The organism is Labrenzia sp. 5N (assembly GCF_012395805.1).
Taxonomy (GTDB): Bacteria; Pseudomonadota; Alphaproteobacteria; order Rhizobiales; family Stappiaceae; genus Roseibium; species Roseibium algicola.
The window spans coordinates 19407-34628 of the sequence record NZ_JAAZTM010000014.1 but is presented as its reverse complement, the minus strand read 5'-3'; the positions used below and the strand labels follow the sequence as shown (position 1 = coordinate 34628).

Sequence of the window (15222 nt, the reverse complement as noted above, 5' to 3'; positions counted from 1 at the left end):
GCTGGCAAGGCCTCTTCCTGTTGTGTCTTCAGGCCGCGGTTTTCACCTGTTCTGCTGCAGGAGACCCACCGATTGTCTGCTGCCGGGCGTCATAGATTGTCAGCAGGCGGTCGGCAACACCGGCAGACAGCCAGATGGCGGTCAGGGTGATCCACGCCGTCAGCGCGAAGATGGAAGCTCCTGTGATACCGGCCCCGACGGCACAGCCGCCGGCAAGCATGCCGCCGAACCCCATGAGCGTTGCTCCGGTGAGGTAGCGCGCCATCGACTTGCCGCCTTCGAACCCCTGCAGGGCGAGTTCCCGCGTCACGAAGGCCGCCAGGAACGAGCCCAGAAAGACGCCGGGCACCAAGCCGACATCGAAATCAAGCAGATCGCCCGGTGGTGACAGAACCAGCATCAGGGCATCGGCGGACGGTCCGGTGAAGGTTACACCTTCCACCTGCACGGGGTCGAAAGCCTGCCGTGCCATGGCGGATGTGAACCACCAGGCCAAGGGAATTGCCAGCCCCGCGCCCGCTGCCGCCACCAGTTGCCAGACCTTCACCCTCGACCGCCAGGCAAAGACAAGCCCCGCCACCAGCCAGAGCGCCGTGAAGCCAAGCGTCACGGATGTGCTCAATCCCAGCATCTCGGTCAGATTGTTGCCGCCGATATCCCCTGTCGTCCAAAGACCTGCAAACCATTCGCGCACCGGTTTCAACAGGCCACGCAGGCTCGCCTGGGCGACGACGGCAAAGACAAGCCCGGACAATAATGCCCGCAGATTGCCGGTGGCCGAAAGCACCAGCAGACGGCTTGCGCATCCGCGCGCCAGCACCATGCCGGTGCCGAACATCAACCCGCCCAGCAAAGCTCCGGAGAGGCTTTGCGGCGATGCCAACTGGCGGGCTTCATTTGCCTGCACTTCGCCCAGGTGGATCAACACTTGCGTGCACAGAACCGCTGCGGAAAAGGTCAGGAGCCAGACCGGCAACCGGTCCTTCGGCGCACCGCGAGAGAATTCCAGGCTGGCAGCGCGCAAGCAAAAGCGGCTTTGCTGGGCAAAGGCGCCAAAAAGGACGCCGACAACCAGCCCGCCGATTGCCAGCAACCAGGGCTCGGAAATTTCGTCCAGAAGAAATGTCAGGTCCATGGGCCTCTCCCGGGCACACTGCGTCCTCGATTGCCACCAGCTTGGTGCCCTTTCGCTTCAACGGGCATTGACCTCTCTCAATGAAACATAGATAAATTCAAAAGTTTGAATATGTGGAGGATGCCATGTCCCGGCAATTTCGGAAAGATCTGACGAGACGCAACGTTCTTGCCGGAGGCCTCGCGTTTGCGACCGCGGGTTTTGCCAGCCGGATAACGCCTGCCTTCGCAACCGCGAACCTGACCCTCGGCGCACACGACATCACTGTCTTTTCCGACGGTCATCTGACCCTGCCGATGAACTTCATTTTGCCAGAGCAAAGCGAAGAAGAGATCGCGGCGCTGCTGAAACCCCATGGCCTTGCCACGGACGCTCTGACGCCGGATTGCAACATCACATTGCTCCGGACCGGCGACCGCACAGTCCTCTTCGACGTCGGATCAGGCGCCAATTTCCAGTCGACGGCAGGTGAGTTGCCAGGCCACCTGGCGGAAGCCGGTATCGATCCGTCGGGCATCACCGACATTGTCTTCACCCACGCCCACCCGGACCACCTTTGGGGCATCCTGGACGATTTCGACGATCCGCTTTACCCGGAAGCGCAGATCTGGATGCCACAGGCCGAATGGGACTACTGGCGCGCCGACGATACGCTGGCCAAGACGCCGGAGGAGCGCAAGAGTTTCGTGGTCGGGGCACAGGCGCGTTTCGACGTGATCGAAGACCGGGTGAACATGATCAAGCCGGGCCAGGAAGTGCTTCCAGGCGTTGAGGCGGTCGACACGGCGGGCCACACTCCGGGGCACATGTCCTACATGCTGCACGGCGGATCCGAGAGCCTGCTGGTGGTGGGCGACGCAATTTCCAACACGGTGATTTCTTTCGAAAAACCCGGCTGGGCTTCCGGCTCCGATCAGGACCGCGATATGGGCATTGCCACCCGCAAGGCACTGCTCGACCGCCTGGCGCAAGATGGCTCCCGCGTCATCGGGTACCACTTCCCCCACCCCGGTGGAGGGCACGTGGAACGCACCGGCGATGCCTACAGTTTCGTCGCAGCCTGAACTGCCGAATGAAAGGTGCCGGGTTTCACTCCGCCGCCGAGTGATGGGCACTACCCTGGTTGCGCTGGAAGGCGGCAAGGACGTTGCCTTCCACAAGCCAGGCAAGCCCGACCCGCGCACCGAGCGCCATGGATACCATCACGATGGGCGCAGAAATCGCCAGCGTGGAAAAGCCGGTTATGCCCTGCCCCACCGTGCAGCCCATGGAGAACACCCCGCCGACACCCATCAGGGTGCCACCCAGAAGATGGCGGCCGAGTTCGCGTGCATCGTCGCACGCTTCCCAGCGGATATCCCGTTTCCACATGGCCGCGACCACGGCGCCGACCAGCGTGCCGGCAATCAGACCTACGCCGTAATCCGGCAGGGTCCCCGTGTAGGTGATCAGCTGCATGATGGTGTCACCGACCGGCACCACGAAGGATCCGGCCTCGATCTGGATCGGATCGAAGGAGCGCCCCGCGAGAAAGGTCGTCGCCCACCAGCCGAAGGCGATCACGCTGCCGATGACAACACCGGTTCCTATCTTGCTCCATTGCCGGCGATAGGACGCCGATTTGAAGATCCAGATCAGACCGGCCAAAGCGAGCACGATGGCAACCACACCCTGCAGCTTCATGCCCAACAGGGTCGAGACAATGTCGCCCATGGACTGGCTGCCGCTTGCGGTGAAGGAAACGGCAAGATCATCGACGATCGGCACCCGCACGATGCCGACGATGCCCCTTTGGGCGGCCAGTGCCGACAGGCCGATGACCGTCAGCACCACAAGCGCCCGGAGGCTGCCGCCACCCAGACGCAGAACGGCACCGAAACCGCAGGTGCCGACAAGCGCCATGCCGATGCCGAACATGAAGCCGCCCAGAATGGCGCCCGTCCAGGCAAATTCCGGTGACAGGTAAAAGGACGCAGCCGTGTCGGCCATGCCGAAGGCCACGAGCAGCTGTGTGCCGATCAGTGCGGATACGGAAGCAAGCACCCATGTCCTGAGCGCGCTGCTGTCGCCCGCGTACCAGTGCCGTTCCAGAGCCGACAGCGTACAGAAATGGTTTGACCTGGCAACGAACCCCAGCACGCACCCCGCGAGCACACCGAGAAGCGGTGTCAGCACCGCCGGATCGAGATTGACCATGCGCGTCCTACCCTCCGCCGGTTATTCCGGCCGCGTTTCCCGTACTCGCTCTTTCGGCGATTATTCAAACCGTAGCAGGCAGCGAAATTTGCAGCAATCGAACTCGTTGCTGCATCGCACGCCCTTATGTTGCGCTACCTGCGTTTATTTTTCAGGTGCACGCACGTCCTTGCAGAACAGCTCGTAGAGGCTCGAAATGATCGAACTGACCTCATCGTTCATGAGGCTGTAGTAGATCATGCGCCCGTCGCGCCGCGACTGCACAAGGCCTTCCAGGCGAAGCCGTGCAAGCTGCTGGGAAACCGCGGCCTGCGGCATTGTCAGGATCTCTTCGAGCTCGGAAACCGACTTTTCGCCTTCAGACAGCAGACACAGGATGACAAGGCGCACTTCGTGCGAAAGGGCCTTGAGCAGATCGCTCGCCTTCCGCGCCTGCTCCATCAGCAGGTCGAGGTCCTTCGCATCCAGGTTCTTGTCAAAGGCCGGCAGTATCATCCGGAACCCACACCCTTTTCAGCATTGCCATTGCAGCGCACAAAACCGCTTTTCAGATTCATGCCTCAACTTCAGCACCGGATCAACAGCATCACTTGCTCGTGTCCGGAAGCTTTCCCAACATATCGGTCAGCAGCGGCCAGAAGAAGTGCTCTCCCGGATAGCCGCGCAGACGGTCGATTTCAACGCCGTCGGCCACCAGAATGAAGGTTGGCGTCATCCGCTCTTTCGGTATGCCGGCCAGGTCCTGCGGCCAGGCGTCGGTAATATCGACGCGGCGCAACGGCGCTTGCCGGCCTTCCGACGTCTTCGGATAGGCGATGCCGATTTCCTCGTTCCAGCGCTTGCACCAGACACACCCCGGCTGCTCAAGCATGACCAGCTCGGCACTCCAGGCAGGCAATGCCTGAAACAGGCCGGAAACCAACACTCCGGCAAGGGTCATCGCACGTGTCGCGACGGACATTTTGCAGTCTCCACATTTCTTCCATTGCAATATATAGGAACTTTTGAATATTTTAAAGCAACCGAAGATCGAGTTTCTCTGGGAGGAAATGAATGCTCGATGTTTCTCTGGGCGCTGCCTTTCTGGCAGGTCTGCTTTCATTCATTTCGCCTTGTGTCTTGCCGATTGTGCCGCCCTACCTGTGTTATCTGGCCGGTGTCAGCGTCGATGAACTGAAGGGCGACACGGCCACGGCCGAAACGGGTCGCCGGGTGATTCTGGCGGCGATCGCCTTCGTGCTCGGCTTTTCGCTCGTCTTTGTCGCCCTCGGTGCAACGGCCAGCGTCATCGGCCAGTCGATCGCCCGCTACTACGATATCCTGTCTTATGTTGCAGGCGCGATCATCATCGTCATGGGCCTGCATTTTCTCGGTGTCTTTCGCATCGGGCTCCTGTTCCGCGAAGCCCGCATTCATGTCGAACGCAAGCCCGCGGGTCTGGTTGGAGCCTTCGTCATGGGCCTGGCTTTCGCGTTCGGCTGGACACCGTGCGTCGGCCCGGTTCTGGCGGCAATCCTGTTCGTTGCCGGATCGTCGGACACCACCTGGCACGGCGCCGGGCTGCTTGCGGTCTATGCACTCGGCATCGGTCTGCCTTTCATCCTGGCGGCAGCGTTTGCCAGCAGGTTCCTGAAACTGGCCGGACGTTTCCGCAAACACATGGGCACGGTGGAAAAGATCATGGGCGGCCTCCTGGTGCTCACCGGCCTGCTGTTCATCACCGGGCAAATGTCGGCAATCGCCTTCTGGCTGCTCGAAACTTTCCCGGTTTTCTCACAAATCGGCTGACCGGCCATTTCCGGTCCAGGGAGGACAATGACATGCGTATCTGGAAACAATTGGTGCTGGCAGTCGAGCTCTTGGCGGCCCTGACCACAACGGCGCTCGCCGCAACGCTCGGCGACGACGGCCTGCACAAGCAGCCCTGGTTCACCGTAACCTTCCGCGACATAGGCGAAGACATTGAAACCGCGGCAGGAGAAGGCAAGCGCCTCGCCATCATCTTTGAACAACGTGGCTGCATCTATTGCCGCCAGATGCACGAAAAGATCCTCTCCGACCCGGAAGTGACCGACTACATCAAAGAGAACTTCATGGTCGTGCAGTACAACATGTTTGGCGACGAGGAAGTGATCGACCTGGACGGCGAAGAACTGACCGAAAAGACCGCCGCGCGCAAATGGGGCTATGTCTTCACACCCACAATCGTGTTCCTGCCGGAGGAGGTTCCGAGCGAGGGAACCGTGTCGGAAGTGGCCGTTGCAACGATGCCGGGCGCCTTCGGCAAGTGGACTTTCCTGAACATGTTTCGCTGGGTTCAGGAAAAAGGCTACGAAGGCGACGAGCATTTCCAGAAGTATCATGCCCGCATAATCAACGAGTTGCGCGAAAAAGGCCGCCTCGACGCGGAATAGGAAGAGCGGATAAAACAGGTTTATGCCGGATACGGCAAAAGGCCTATTGCATAACATATGCAAAAAATCATATCTTTTAATATGAGGAGGACAGGCAGGCTGGGGAATCGGACCTGCCGAAGGAACGCAAACGGCACCACAGCCGGCCGTTCCGCACTGAGGAGGAAAGCCGACACAATGTTCAAGGGCGCGACACATTTCAGCCTGCCGGCGGCCTTTGCCGGCCTAGCCGTCCTGGCCGCTTCCGCAGCGGCCGCCGGAACGGTTGCTCCGGACAGCGTTCCCATCGTCGATATGGAACTGTCCGAATCCCTGACGGGCGTTCAGGGAGACCCGCAGGCCGGACGCGAAGCCTTCGCCGACCGCAAGAAGGGCAACTGCCTGGCTTGCCATGCCAATGCCGATCTCAGCGACCAGCTGTTCCACGGCGAAGTCGGCCCCGTCCTCGACGGTGCCGCCGACCGCTGGAGCGAGGCGCAACTGCGCGCCATCGTGGTCAACAGCAAGGACGTCTTCGGCGAACAGACCATCATGCCCGGTTTCTACACCCTGAAGGTGGGCATCAACGTCGACGAGGAATTCGCCGGCAAAACCATCCTGTCAGCGCAAGAGGTAGAGGACGTCGTCGCCTATCTCATGACGCTGAAAGAGAATTGATCTCGGGTTTCAAGGAGCAAGAGATGAGCTTTACAAGACGCCAGGTGTTTGGTCTCACGATCGGAGCAGCTGCATTCGTGGCCGCCGGATCGCGGGTTTCCTTCGCCGCAACCGACCAGACCGAAGAGGCCATCAAGGCCTTCACCGGCGGAGCAGATCCCAAGGAGGGAACAGTTTCCCTCGACACGCCGGAAATTGCCGAGAACGGCAACACGGTGCCGGTCGGCGTATCCGTCGACAGCCCGATGACGGCAGACAGCTTCGTTGAGTCTGTCCTGATTCTGGCCGACGGCAACCCCAACCCGGCTGTTGCCACGTTCCACTTCACTGCCATGAGCGGTGTTGCCGAAGCCAAGACCCGCATCCGGCTCGCCAAGACGCAGAACGTCATCGCGGTCGCCAAGATGAACGATGGCTCCACCTTCATCGACCGCAAGGAAGTGAAAGTCACCATCGGCGGCTGCGGCGGCTAATCCGCAACAGCGCAAGCGGCTTGTCCGCAGGACCGGCACCGGCCTTTAGCCGAAACGCCGCCCGGCAAGCAGATCAGGGATACGAAGGAACCAAATCATGGCAGATCCGAAACCGCGCGTGAAAGTGCCCAAGAAGGCAGCTGCGGGCGAAGTCATCACCATCAAGACGCTTATCAGCCACCCGATGGAATCCGGTCAGCGCAAGGACAAGGAGGGCAACCTCGTTCCGCGCCAGATCATCAACAAGTTCACCTGCGAGTTCAACGGACAGGTGGTGTTTTCCTGTGACATGGACCCGGCCGTCTCGGCGAACCCCTACATGGAGTTCAGCGCCAAGGTGAATGAAACCGGCACGTTCAAGTTCACCTGGGTCGATGACGACGGCAGCGTCTACGAATCCGAGAACAAGATCACTGTTGAATAGGCGGCGGCCCTGCATCTGCGGCTGTGACGTCCGCACGGACTGAAAAGCCCGGGACAGGGTGCATCGAGAGTGTCGGGACATCGTATCTGCAGTCGGTTGAAGGCAGGATGTTCCAGGGATCGCTCAAATCGGGAGGAGACGATTTGGCCAATAGAACGAAACGCATAGCCACCATGTTCGCAATAACGATGGTCGGCACAAGCGCAAGCCTGGCCGGGGGGCCGGTTGACGAAAAGCTCGTTATCGACGGGGAAGTGGAGATCATGACCCGTGTACCGGCGCCGGAAGGGCACCCGTTCGACGAACTGATCTCGGGCTGGCACTACCGCACGGAAGAAACGCGTGATCTGGAGGCCGACAGCTTCCAGAACCCGGGTATGCTCTATGTGGAGCGCGGCGAGGAAATCTGGAACACCGTGGACGGTGCTGCTGGCAAGTCCTGCGCCTCCTGCCACGAGGATTCCGAGGAGTTCCTCAAGGGTCTCGGCGCCAGCTATCCCAAGTGGAATGAGGACGCCGGCAAGCCGTTCAACATCGAGCTTCAGATCAACCAGTGCCGTGAACAGAACATGCAGGCAGAGCCCTACAAGTTCGACGCGGCCGATCAGAAGGCTCTGACGACCTACATCAAGCACCAGTCGCTTGGCATGCCGATGAAAGTCGATCTGAGCGAAGGCGAAATGCAGACCTGGTGGGACAAGGGCAAGGAGCTCTACTACACCCGCACGGGTCAGCTGAACCTGTCCTGTGCCACCTGCCACGAGAACTACAACGGCAACTACATCCGGGCTGACCACCTCAGCCAGGGCAGCGTCAACGGGTTCCCGACCTATCGTCTGAAGCAGGCGGACCTTGTCTCCCTGCACAACCGCTTCCGCGGATGTATCCGCGATACGCGGGCAGCCTTCCCGGCCGCCTTCTCCGATGAGCTGATGGCTCTGGAGGTCTATGTGACCTGGCGTGGCTCGGGGCTCGGCATCGAAACCCCGGCGGTTCGCCAGTAGGCTGACCGTTTAAACTCCGGCGCGGTCGCAGCCACCGCGCCGGTTTCTTTCCTGTCGCCGGCGAATTCCCGCCCGGCCACCAGGCGGAAACAAAGGGCTGAAAACATCAATGTCCCGAACGTGGGATAACCGGGGTGCACGGCGTCGTCGTGCCTCAACGGGAAAACTGTGCAACCGGCCGGGCATCGGCCGTTGGTTTGGAGTAACTGAGGATGTTCTCAAGACGTGAGTTCCTGATGGCGGCAACCGCGACAAGTGCCTTGCTCGGATCGGGCATGGCGGGTTCGTGGTCGCGGCTGATGGCCCAGCAAGCCCTGACGGAAGACCAGCTCCTGGGTATGGACCCGAAAGGCAAGCTCACGCTGGTGCATATCACCGACATCCACGCCCAGCTGAAGCCGATCTACTTTCGCGAACCGTCCATCAACCTGGGCATCGGCGACGTCAACGGCAAACCTCCACACGTGACCGGTGCCGATTTCCTGAAGCTCTACAACATCGAGGCCGGGTCGCCGGATGCCTATGCGCTGACCTCGGAAGACTTCGTCTCCCTGGCCAGGAGCTACGGCAAGATGGGCGGCATGGACCGGGTCGCGACCGTGATCAAGCGCATTCGTGCCGAACGCGGCGCTGACAACGTTCTCCTGCTGGATGGCGGCGACACCTGGCAGGGCAGCTACACATCCAACGTCACCCAGGGCGAAGACATGATCACGATCATGAACTCTCTCGAGCCCGACGCCATGACCGGGCACTGGGAATTCACCTACGGCACCGACCGGGTTCAGGAAGTCATCGACAGTCTGCCCTTCGCCTTCCTCGGCTCCAACATCTACGACAACGAATGGGACGAGCCCGCCTTCGAAGCCTGGAAGATGTTCGAACGTGGCGGGTCCAAGGTTGCCGTCATCGGTCAGGCTTTCCCGTATACGCCGATTGCCAACCCGCGCTGGATGATCCCCGGCTGGTCCTTCGGCATCCGCGAGGAAGACATTGCCAAACATGTGACCGAGGCTCGCGACGAGGGCGCTGAAATCGTCGTGCTGCTGTCGCACAACGGTTTTGACGTCGACCGGAAGCTCGCCTCGCGCGTTGACGGCATCGACGTCATCCTGACGGGCCACACGCACGACGCCCTGCCGGAACCGGTCATCGTAAACAACACGCTGGTGATTGCGTCCGGCTCCAACGGCAAGTTTGTCTCCCGGGTCGATCTCGACGTTCAGGACGGCAAGCTGGCCGGGTATGCCTATCGCCTGATCCCGATCTTCTCCGACGTCATCACGCCAGATGCGGACATGGCTGCGCTCATCGATGAAGTTCGTGCGCCTTACGAAGCGGACCTCGCCCGCGTTCTCGGCAAGACCGAGAACCTTCTCTACCGGCGCGGCAACTTCAACGGCACCTTCGACGATCTGATCTGCCAGGCACTTCTGACCGAACGCGACGCCGAAATTGCCCTTTCACCCGGCTTCCGCTGGGGGACATCGCTTCTGCCGGGCCAGGACATCACCTTCGAGGATGTCCATAACGCCTGCGCCATGACCTATCCGGCCGCTTACCGTTCGTCGATGACGGGCCAGATGCTGAAGGACATTCTGGAGGATGTCGGCGACAACCTCTTCAACAAGGACCCCTACTACCAGCAGGGTGGTGACATGGTCCGCGTTGGCGGCATGGGCTACACCATCGATCCCGGCAAGGAAATCGGCGAGCGCATCTCGGGCATGACCCTGCTTGCCACCGGAGAAGCCATCGACCCCGCCAGGGAATATGTCGTTGCCGGCTGGGCCTCGGTCAACGAGGGCACGGAAGGCCCGCCCATCTCCGAAGTCGTTGAAGCCTATCTCACAAGCAATCCCGTGGTCAGCCTGCCGGACAACCAGTCCGTCAAGCTAGCAGGATGACGCCTTTTCTTCAGAGATCCTGAGGACACGATCATGACTGACAAAACCAACTCCAAGACGCCGGGTCTTTCCAGGCGTTCCCTCTTGAAAGCAGGCTTCGCCGCAGGCGCCGTTGCAGGCACGGCTGGTGCCGCGCGCGCGGCCGGCGATCCATTGATCACCGAGATACAGGACTGGAACCGGTACCTCGGTGACGGTGTGCAGGCGCGCCCTTATGGCACGCCGTCGGAATACGAGGCCCATGTGGTCCGCCGCGACGTGGAGTGGCTGACGGCCTCCACCGAGAGTTCGGTGAACTTCACACCGCTGCACGAGCTGGACGGCATCATCACGCCCAACGGCCTGTGTTTCGAGCGCCACCACGGCGGCATTGCCGACATCAATCCTGCAGATCATCGGCTGATGATCAACGGTCTGGTCGACAGCCCCCTCGTCTTCACCATGGAAGACCTGAAGCGCTTCCCGCGCGAGAACCGGGTCTACTTCCTGGAATGCGCCGCCAACTCCGGCATGGAGTGGCGTGGCTCCCAGCTCAACGGCTGTCAGTACACCCACGGCATGGTTCACTGCGTGATGTACACCGGCGTGCCGCTGAAACTGATCCTGGAAGAGGCTGGCCTGAAGACCAACGCCAAATGGGTGATGCCGGAAGGCGCCGATGCTTCGGCCATGACCCGGTCCATCCCGATGGAAAAGGCCCTCGACGACTGCCTGGTCGCCTTCAAGATGAACGGTGAAGCTCTGCGTCCCGAACAGGGTTATCCGCTGCGTCTGGTCGTGCCTGGCTGGGAAGGCAACATGTGGGTGAAATGGCTGCGCCGGATCGAAGTCGGCGACGAACCCTGGCACCAGCGCGAGGAAACATCCAAATACACGGACCTTCTTGAGAACGGCAAGGCCCGCCGCTTCACCTGGGTGATGGATCCCAAGTCCGTCATCACCTCGCCGAGCCCGCAGGCCCCGATCAGCCACGGCAAGGGACCGATGGTCATCTCCGGTGTCGCCTGGTCCGGCAACGGACGGATCAAGCGGGTCGATGTATCGCTTGACGGCGGCCGCAACTGGAAGACCGCCCGCCTCGACGGCCCAAGCCTGTCGAAAGCCATGCACCGCTTCTACCTGGACATCGACTGGGACGGCTCGGACATGCTGATCCAGTCCCGCGCGATGGACGAGCACGGCTTCTTCCAGCCGACCAAGAACGAGCTGCGTGCCGCCCGCGGCGAAAACTCGATCTACCACAACAACGGCATCCAGACCTGGTATGTCAAAGCAGACGGAATGGTGGAAAATGTCGAAGTTTCTTAAAGCCCTCAGCCTTGGAACCGTCCTCGCCACCCTGCCCCTGCTTGCCGCGACAGCTCATGCGGGAGATGCAGAAAAAGGTGAGAAGGTCTTCAAGAAATGCGCCGCCTGCCACGCGGTCGGGGAAGGCGCAAAGAACAAGGTCGGTCCGGAACTGAACGAGATTTTCGGCCGTACCGCAGGATCGCTTGAGGACTACAAGTATTCCAAGGCAATGATCGAGGCCGGTGGTGGCGGGCTCGTCTGGGACGAGGCAACACTGACGACCTATCTGACCAAGCCCAAGGACATGGTCAAAGGCACCAAGATGGCCTTTGCCGGTCTGAAGAAGCAGGAAGACCTGGACAACGTGATTGCCTATCTGGCCACCTTCTCCAGTGCTGCTGCTCCCGCCGACCAGCAGGGCGCCGCAGAACCTGCTGCCACTGAAACGGAAACCGCCAGCGCCGACACGGCAGCGGAAGCTCCAGCCGTACCAGTGTCCGAAGTCCGTGAAGGTGGCATCTTCGGCCTTGGCCGCGTGGCGACGGAAGACGAGGTCGCCGCGTGGGACATCGACGTTCGCCCAGACGGCAGCGGCTTGCCTGAGGGCTCCGGTACGGTGGCCGATGGGGAAGTGCTATTCACGGACAACTGCGCCGTCTGTCACGGCGATTTTGGCGAAGGCGTCGGCCGCTGGCCGGTTCTGGCCGGTGGCCAGGACACCCTGACCGAGGAACGCCCGGAAAAGACCATCGGCTCCTACTGGCCGTATCTGTCCACTGTCTACGACTATGTCCGCCGCGCCATGCCCTACGGCAACGCCCGTTCCCTGTCGGATGACGACGTTTACGCGTTGACGGCCTATCTCCTTTACCTGAACGACATCGTCGAGGACGAGGACTTCGAATTGTCGAAAGACAATTTCCTGGAGATCCGTCTTCCCAACGAGGAAAACTTCATCGCTGACGATCGCGCCGAAGAGCCGCATTATGCTGCCAAGGCCGAACCCTGCATGAGCGACTGCAAGGACAGCGCGGTCGAGATCACCATGCGCGCCCGTATTCTCGACGTGACCCCGGGATCCGTCGACGACGACGAGGCCTCCGGCATGGGAGGCGTCGACTGACATCGTTTTGCGGCAACGGCCCGTGAAAGAAAGGCCGCCCGCGCAAGGCCGCCGCAGGATATCCTGCGGCGTTAGGAGGAGGAAACGATGGGAATGTTTTCACGACTGGCAGTGGCCACTTCGGCCCTGCTGATGCTTGGCTCTGCCGTATTGGCAGGCGACGGCATTCACAAGCTTGCCCTGCAGATCAGCGACAATGATCCGCAGAAGATGAACACCGTCTTGAACGTCGCGTCCAATGTGGCACGCCACTACTCTGAAATCGGCGAGGAGGCCGATATCAAGATTGTTGCCTTCAATGCGGGCCTGCACATGTTCCGGGCGGATACGTCCCCCGTTTCGGACCGCATGAAATCCTTCGTGGAGAGCATGCCGAATGTCGCCTTCGAGGCTTGCGACAACACCCGCCAGGCCATGGCCAAAAAGGAAGGCAAGGACATCGAGTTTCTGGAAGGTGTCGAAGTCGTTCCCGCTGGTGCCGTCACTCTGATGGAGCTGGACGAAGACGGCTACACCATCCTGCGGCCCTAGACAGTCACAAGACCCGCCGTGCGGACAGTTGCAAGGTCCGTACGGCTTCGTCCCTTTCGGCATGTAGCCCGCCGGAACGCCCGGCTCTTGTATTTCCGCAATCAATTGTCAGCCGTTCTTGGACTTTCTTTTGCACGAAGCATTCGCGTCCGGCATCGGACAGACTTGCTTTCCCACACCCTTCTGCCTCAAATGGGAACCAGCAGCAGTTCTAGGCGTTTTGATGGATTGCCAATGGAGATGCCATTTGAATGACCGAAACAGTCCCGTTTCAAACCAATTGCCAAACCTGCCCCCTGAGACGGAAATCCGTATTCCGCTCGCTGGAAGACAAGGAACTGGACTTCATTTCGGATTTCAAGACCGGTGAGCTGACGGTCGAAGCCGGAGCAACCATTGTTCAGGAAGAGAACAAGAGCCCGCATCTCTACACCATTCTGGATGGCTGGGCCTTTCGTCACAAGGCTCTGGCGGACGGCCGACGGCAGGTGCTGAACTTTGCTTTGCCGGGCGATCTTGTCGGCCTTCAGCTTGCCGTCCTGAACGAGATGCAGCACACGGTTACCGCCCTTACCGACACTACCTTGTGCGTCTTTCAGCGCGACAGGGTCTGGTCGATCTTCAAGGACTACCCGAGCCTGGCCTTTTCAATGACCTGGATCGCAGCGCGTGAGGAACAGATCCTGGACGGGCACATAATCAGCCTCGGTCAACGTTCTGCCCTGGAACGGCTCGCCTATCTCATCCTGCATCTTTACGACCGCGCAGAGACCATCGGCTATGCGAGCAATCAGGCGCTGGATGCACCGTTTTCCCAAAGTCACCTGTCAGATGCGCTTGGCATCACACCGGTTCACACCAGCCGTACGCTCCGCAAGCTTCAGGAAAAGAGGCTGATCAGCTGGGCGAAGGATCGGATCCGGATCCTGGACAGGGATGCTCTGGAAAAACTCGCCTCATACGAGAGCATGGCCGATGAGTGCCGCCCGCTCATCTGAGCGGCGGCCGACATCTTCACGTTTGCTTGAAAGGCATCTTCCAGCGAAAACGAGCGCGTCAGATCAGGGCGCCGATCTGGGCTTTTGTATAGGGCTTGCTCAGGACCACCTGCCCCTCGAACGCCGTGGGCAGCGGGTCGAGATCGCTGTAACCGCTGGCGAAGATGAACTTCGTCCCCTTTTCCAGCAGCTGACTGGCGAAAGCCAGGCTGGTATCGTCGCCGATCTTCACATCCAGAATGGCAAAGCTGAACAGCTGAGCTGCCAGTGTTTCCGCCGCTTCCGCAAGATTTGCGAGCGTCTGTACCGGCGAGAACCCGAGCTCTTCCAGCATCATCTGCGTATCGAGAGCGATGATCGGGTTGTCTTCGACAACCAAGGCAGGGCCGCGCGGCACTGGCGCGGTGATGTGGGTTTCCGTTGTCACGAGGGTTCTCATCGTCAGACTGTTGACCATCTGCACGATGACACGAAATCAAATGCCCCGCATTAACATAAGTTATCGGGTCGATTGATTTTCCACTTTGATGTCAGCCTCTTCTGTTGTCGCAAAGAAACGTGAAACCTTTTCTTAACTCGGGAGTTTACTAGGCGGAGGTAGACACCATGTTCACGCATCGCAAACGAATTCCGACCAACGCCCCTACGGCAATCGCCATTGCCGCCCTTCTGGCTTCCAGCCTGATTGTGGCAGAACCCCTTTTCACCAATGAAGCTGGTGCGGAAACCGCTCACAACAGCAACACGCCCGCACCGGTAGAAGTTGAACAGAAGGCCGCTCCCAAAGGCGACCTGAAGGTTGAGCTTGCCGACGTGCATGGCCGCCCGATGCGCTGCGTCTCCGGCACGCGCGTAACCACCTGTACCGGCTGGCCGATTTCCCACGGCATGCTGGCATTCAATACCGAGTAAAGAGTTCATGACGCAAAATCGTTGAAAAGCCGCCTTTTCCAGGCGGCTTTTATTTTGCCTTGATCCGTGGCGAACGACACACGACCCCGCCGGAAGGGCCCCACCCGGCAAGCATACTGGCAATTGACAAATTGTCCGTTTCACCTGATGGAACCTAG

18 protein-coding genes are annotated in these 15222 nt (G+C 60.3%); 13 read left to right on the top strand and 5 right to left on the bottom strand.

What is annotated here, in order from left to right; translation table 11 throughout:
* Positions 1 to 28 precede the first annotated feature (28 nt).
* On the bottom strand, positions 29 to 1135 hold the full coding sequence (locus HEP89_RS13800) for a YeeE/YedE family protein (RefSeq protein WP_168692279.1): 1107 nt from the start codon (positions 1133 to 1135) through the stop codon (positions 29 to 31).
* Between the two features lie 125 nt (positions 1136 to 1260).
* Here HEP89_RS13800 and HEP89_RS13795 point away from each other — a divergent pair, with 125 nt between their 5' ends.
* Positions 1261 to 2199 (top strand): MBL fold metallo-hydrolase, encoded by a 939-nt coding sequence (locus HEP89_RS13795; RefSeq protein WP_168692278.1) that lies wholly within the window; start codon positions 1261 to 1263, stop codon positions 2197 to 2199.
* 25 nt (positions 2200 to 2224) lie between these two features.
* Here HEP89_RS13795 and HEP89_RS13790 read toward each other — a convergent pair whose 3' ends face one another.
* The 3 genes from HEP89_RS13790 to HEP89_RS13780 all read right to left on the bottom strand — a co-directional run bounded on the left by HEP89_RS13790 (position 2225) and on the right by HEP89_RS13780 (position 4292).
* On the bottom strand, positions 2225 to 3331 hold the full coding sequence (locus HEP89_RS13790) for a YeeE/YedE family protein (RefSeq protein WP_168692277.1): 1107 nt from the start codon (positions 3329 to 3331) through the stop codon (positions 2225 to 2227).
* A gap of 144 nt (positions 3332 to 3475) precedes the next feature.
* Positions 3476 to 3826: a metalloregulator ArsR/SmtB family transcription factor gene (locus HEP89_RS13785; RefSeq protein ID WP_023003236.1), complete on the bottom strand. Its 351-nt coding sequence runs from the start codon at positions 3824 to 3826 to the stop codon at positions 3476 to 3478.
* A 91-nt stretch (positions 3827 to 3917) separates the two neighbouring features.
* Positions 3918 to 4292 carry a transcriptional regulator gene (locus HEP89_RS13780; RefSeq protein WP_168692276.1) on the bottom strand — a complete coding sequence of 125 codons (375 nt, stop codon included), beginning with the start codon at positions 4290 to 4292 and terminating at the stop codon, positions 3918 to 3920.
* Positions 4293 to 4384: 92 nt separating this feature from the next.
* Here HEP89_RS13780 and HEP89_RS13775 point away from each other — a divergent pair, with 92 nt between their 5' ends.
* From HEP89_RS13775 to HEP89_RS13725, 11 genes are all read left to right on the top strand, one after another.
* A complete protein-coding gene (locus HEP89_RS13775; RefSeq protein ID WP_023003234.1) occupies positions 4385 to 5119 on the top strand; it encodes a cytochrome c biogenesis protein CcdA in 735 nt (244 codons plus the stop codon).
* 32 nt (positions 5120 to 5151) lie between these two features.
* Positions 5152 to 5745 carry a thioredoxin family protein gene (locus tag HEP89_RS13770; protein ID WP_023003233.1) on the top strand — a complete coding sequence of 198 codons (594 nt, stop codon included), beginning with the start codon at positions 5152 to 5154 and terminating at the stop codon, positions 5743 to 5745.
* Positions 5746 to 5922: 177 nt separating this feature from the next.
* A complete protein-coding gene (gene soxX / locus HEP89_RS13765; protein ID WP_075282328.1) occupies positions 5923 to 6402 on the top strand; it encodes a sulfur oxidation c-type cytochrome SoxX in 480 nt (159 codons plus the stop codon).
* Between the two features lie 23 nt (positions 6403 to 6425).
* Positions 6426 to 6875, top strand: coding sequence for a thiosulfate oxidation carrier protein SoxY (soxY, locus tag HEP89_RS13760; protein WP_023014500.1), 450 nt, complete (start codon positions 6426 to 6428; stop codon positions 6873 to 6875).
* Positions 6876 to 6972: 97 nt separating this feature from the next.
* Complete coding sequence (gene soxZ, locus HEP89_RS13755) at positions 6973 to 7299, top strand: thiosulfate oxidation carrier complex protein SoxZ (protein WP_023003230.1); 327 nt, start codon at positions 6973 to 6975, stop codon at positions 7297 to 7299.
* 173 nt (positions 7300 to 7472) lie between these two features.
* Entirely contained in the window at positions 7473 to 8303 is an 831-nt protein-coding gene (soxA, locus tag HEP89_RS13750) for a sulfur oxidation c-type cytochrome SoxA (RefSeq protein WP_077291945.1), read from the top strand.
* Between the two features lie 212 nt (positions 8304 to 8515).
* Entirely contained in the window at positions 8516 to 10210 is a 1695-nt protein-coding gene (gene soxB, locus HEP89_RS13745) for a thiosulfohydrolase SoxB (protein ID WP_062487430.1), read from the top strand.
* Between the two features lie 33 nt (positions 10211 to 10243).
* On the top strand, positions 10244 to 11518 hold the full coding sequence (gene soxC / locus HEP89_RS13740) for a sulfite dehydrogenase (protein WP_023003227.1): 1275 nt from the start codon (positions 10244 to 10246) through the stop codon (positions 11516 to 11518).
* The gene (locus HEP89_RS13735) at positions 11502 to 12623 is read left to right on the top strand and encodes a c-type cytochrome (protein WP_168692275.1); all 1122 of its coding nucleotides are present in this window, start codon (positions 11502 to 11504) and stop codon (positions 12621 to 12623) included. Before soxC ends, HEP89_RS13735 begins: the two co-directional genes overlap by 17 nt.
* Positions 12624 to 12716: 93 nt before the next feature.
* Entirely contained in the window at positions 12717 to 13154 is a 438-nt protein-coding gene (locus tag HEP89_RS13730) for a DsrE family protein (protein WP_023014501.1), read from the top strand.
* Between the two features lie 251 nt (positions 13155 to 13405).
* Positions 13406 to 14152 (top strand): Crp/Fnr family transcriptional regulator, encoded by a 747-nt coding sequence (locus tag HEP89_RS13725; protein WP_062487424.1) that lies wholly within the window; start codon positions 13406 to 13408, stop codon positions 14150 to 14152.
* Positions 14153 to 14210: 58 nt separating this feature from the next.
* On the opposite strand, the gene HEP89_RS13720 is transcribed toward HEP89_RS13725, so the two are convergent.
* Positions 14211 to 14579: a response regulator gene (locus HEP89_RS13720; RefSeq protein WP_208993476.1), complete on the bottom strand. Its 369-nt coding sequence runs from the start codon at positions 14577 to 14579 to the stop codon at positions 14211 to 14213.
* Positions 14580 to 14758: 179 nt separating this feature from the next.
* On the opposite strand from HEP89_RS13720, the gene HEP89_RS13715 reads away from it, so the two are divergent.
* Entirely contained in the window at positions 14759 to 15064 is a 306-nt protein-coding gene (locus tag HEP89_RS13715) for a hypothetical protein (protein ID WP_077291943.1), read from the top strand.
* The last annotated feature ends 158 nt before the right edge of the window (positions 15065 to 15222 follow it).

What these genes read in the sequence shown, in the direction of transcription:
- soxX (WP_075282328.1), top strand. Translation starts at nt 5,923, where the DNA reads ATGTTCAAGGGCGCGACACATTTCAGCCTGCCGGCGGCCTTTGCCGGC.
- soxZ (WP_023003230.1), top strand. Translation starts at nt 6,973, where the DNA reads ATGGCAGATCCGAAACCGCGCGTGAAAGTGCCCAAGAAGGCAGCTGCG.
- HEP89_RS13735 (WP_168692275.1), top strand. Translation starts at nt 11,502, where the DNA reads ATGTCGAAGTTTCTTAAAGCCCTCAGCCTTGGAACCGTCCTCGCCACC.
- HEP89_RS13725 (WP_062487424.1), top strand. Translation starts at nt 13,406, where the DNA reads ATGACCGAAACAGTCCCGTTTCAAACCAATTGCCAAACCTGCCCCCTG.
- HEP89_RS13795 (WP_168692278.1), top strand. Translation starts at nt 1,261, where the DNA reads ATGTCCCGGCAATTTCGGAAAGATCTGACGAGACGCAACGTTCTTGCC.
- HEP89_RS13800 (WP_168692279.1), bottom strand. Translation starts at nt 1,135, where the DNA reads ATGGACCTGACATTTCTTCTGGACGAAATTTCCGAGCCCTGGTTGCTG.
- HEP89_RS13780 (WP_168692276.1), bottom strand. Translation starts at nt 4,292, where the DNA reads ATGTCCGTCGCGACACGTGCGATGACCCTTGCCGGAGTGTTGGTTTCC.
- HEP89_RS13790 (WP_168692277.1), bottom strand. Translation starts at nt 3,331, where the DNA reads ATGGTCAATCTCGATCCGGCGGTGCTGACACCGCTTCTCGGTGTGCTC.
- HEP89_RS13775 (WP_023003234.1), top strand. Translation starts at nt 4,385, where the DNA reads ATGCTCGATGTTTCTCTGGGCGCTGCCTTTCTGGCAGGTCTGCTTTCA.
- soxB (WP_062487430.1), top strand. Translation starts at nt 8,516, where the DNA reads ATGTTCTCAAGACGTGAGTTCCTGATGGCGGCAACCGCGACAAGTGCC.
- soxA (WP_077291945.1), top strand. Translation starts at nt 7,473, where the DNA reads ATGTTCGCAATAACGATGGTCGGCACAAGCGCAAGCCTGGCCGGGGGG.
- HEP89_RS13785 (WP_023003236.1), bottom strand. Translation starts at nt 3,826, where the DNA reads ATGATACTGCCGGCCTTTGACAAGAACCTGGATGCGAAGGACCTCGAC.
- HEP89_RS13730 (WP_023014501.1), top strand. Translation starts at nt 12,717, where the DNA reads ATGTTTTCACGACTGGCAGTGGCCACTTCGGCCCTGCTGATGCTTGGC.
- soxY (WP_023014500.1), top strand. Translation starts at nt 6,426, where the DNA reads ATGAGCTTTACAAGACGCCAGGTGTTTGGTCTCACGATCGGAGCAGCT.
- soxC (WP_023003227.1), top strand. Translation starts at nt 10,244, where the DNA reads ATGACTGACAAAACCAACTCCAAGACGCCGGGTCTTTCCAGGCGTTCC.
- HEP89_RS13770 (WP_023003233.1), top strand. Translation starts at nt 5,152, where the DNA reads ATGCGTATCTGGAAACAATTGGTGCTGGCAGTCGAGCTCTTGGCGGCC.
- HEP89_RS13715 (WP_077291943.1), top strand. Translation starts at nt 14,759, where the DNA reads ATGTTCACGCATCGCAAACGAATTCCGACCAACGCCCCTACGGCAATC.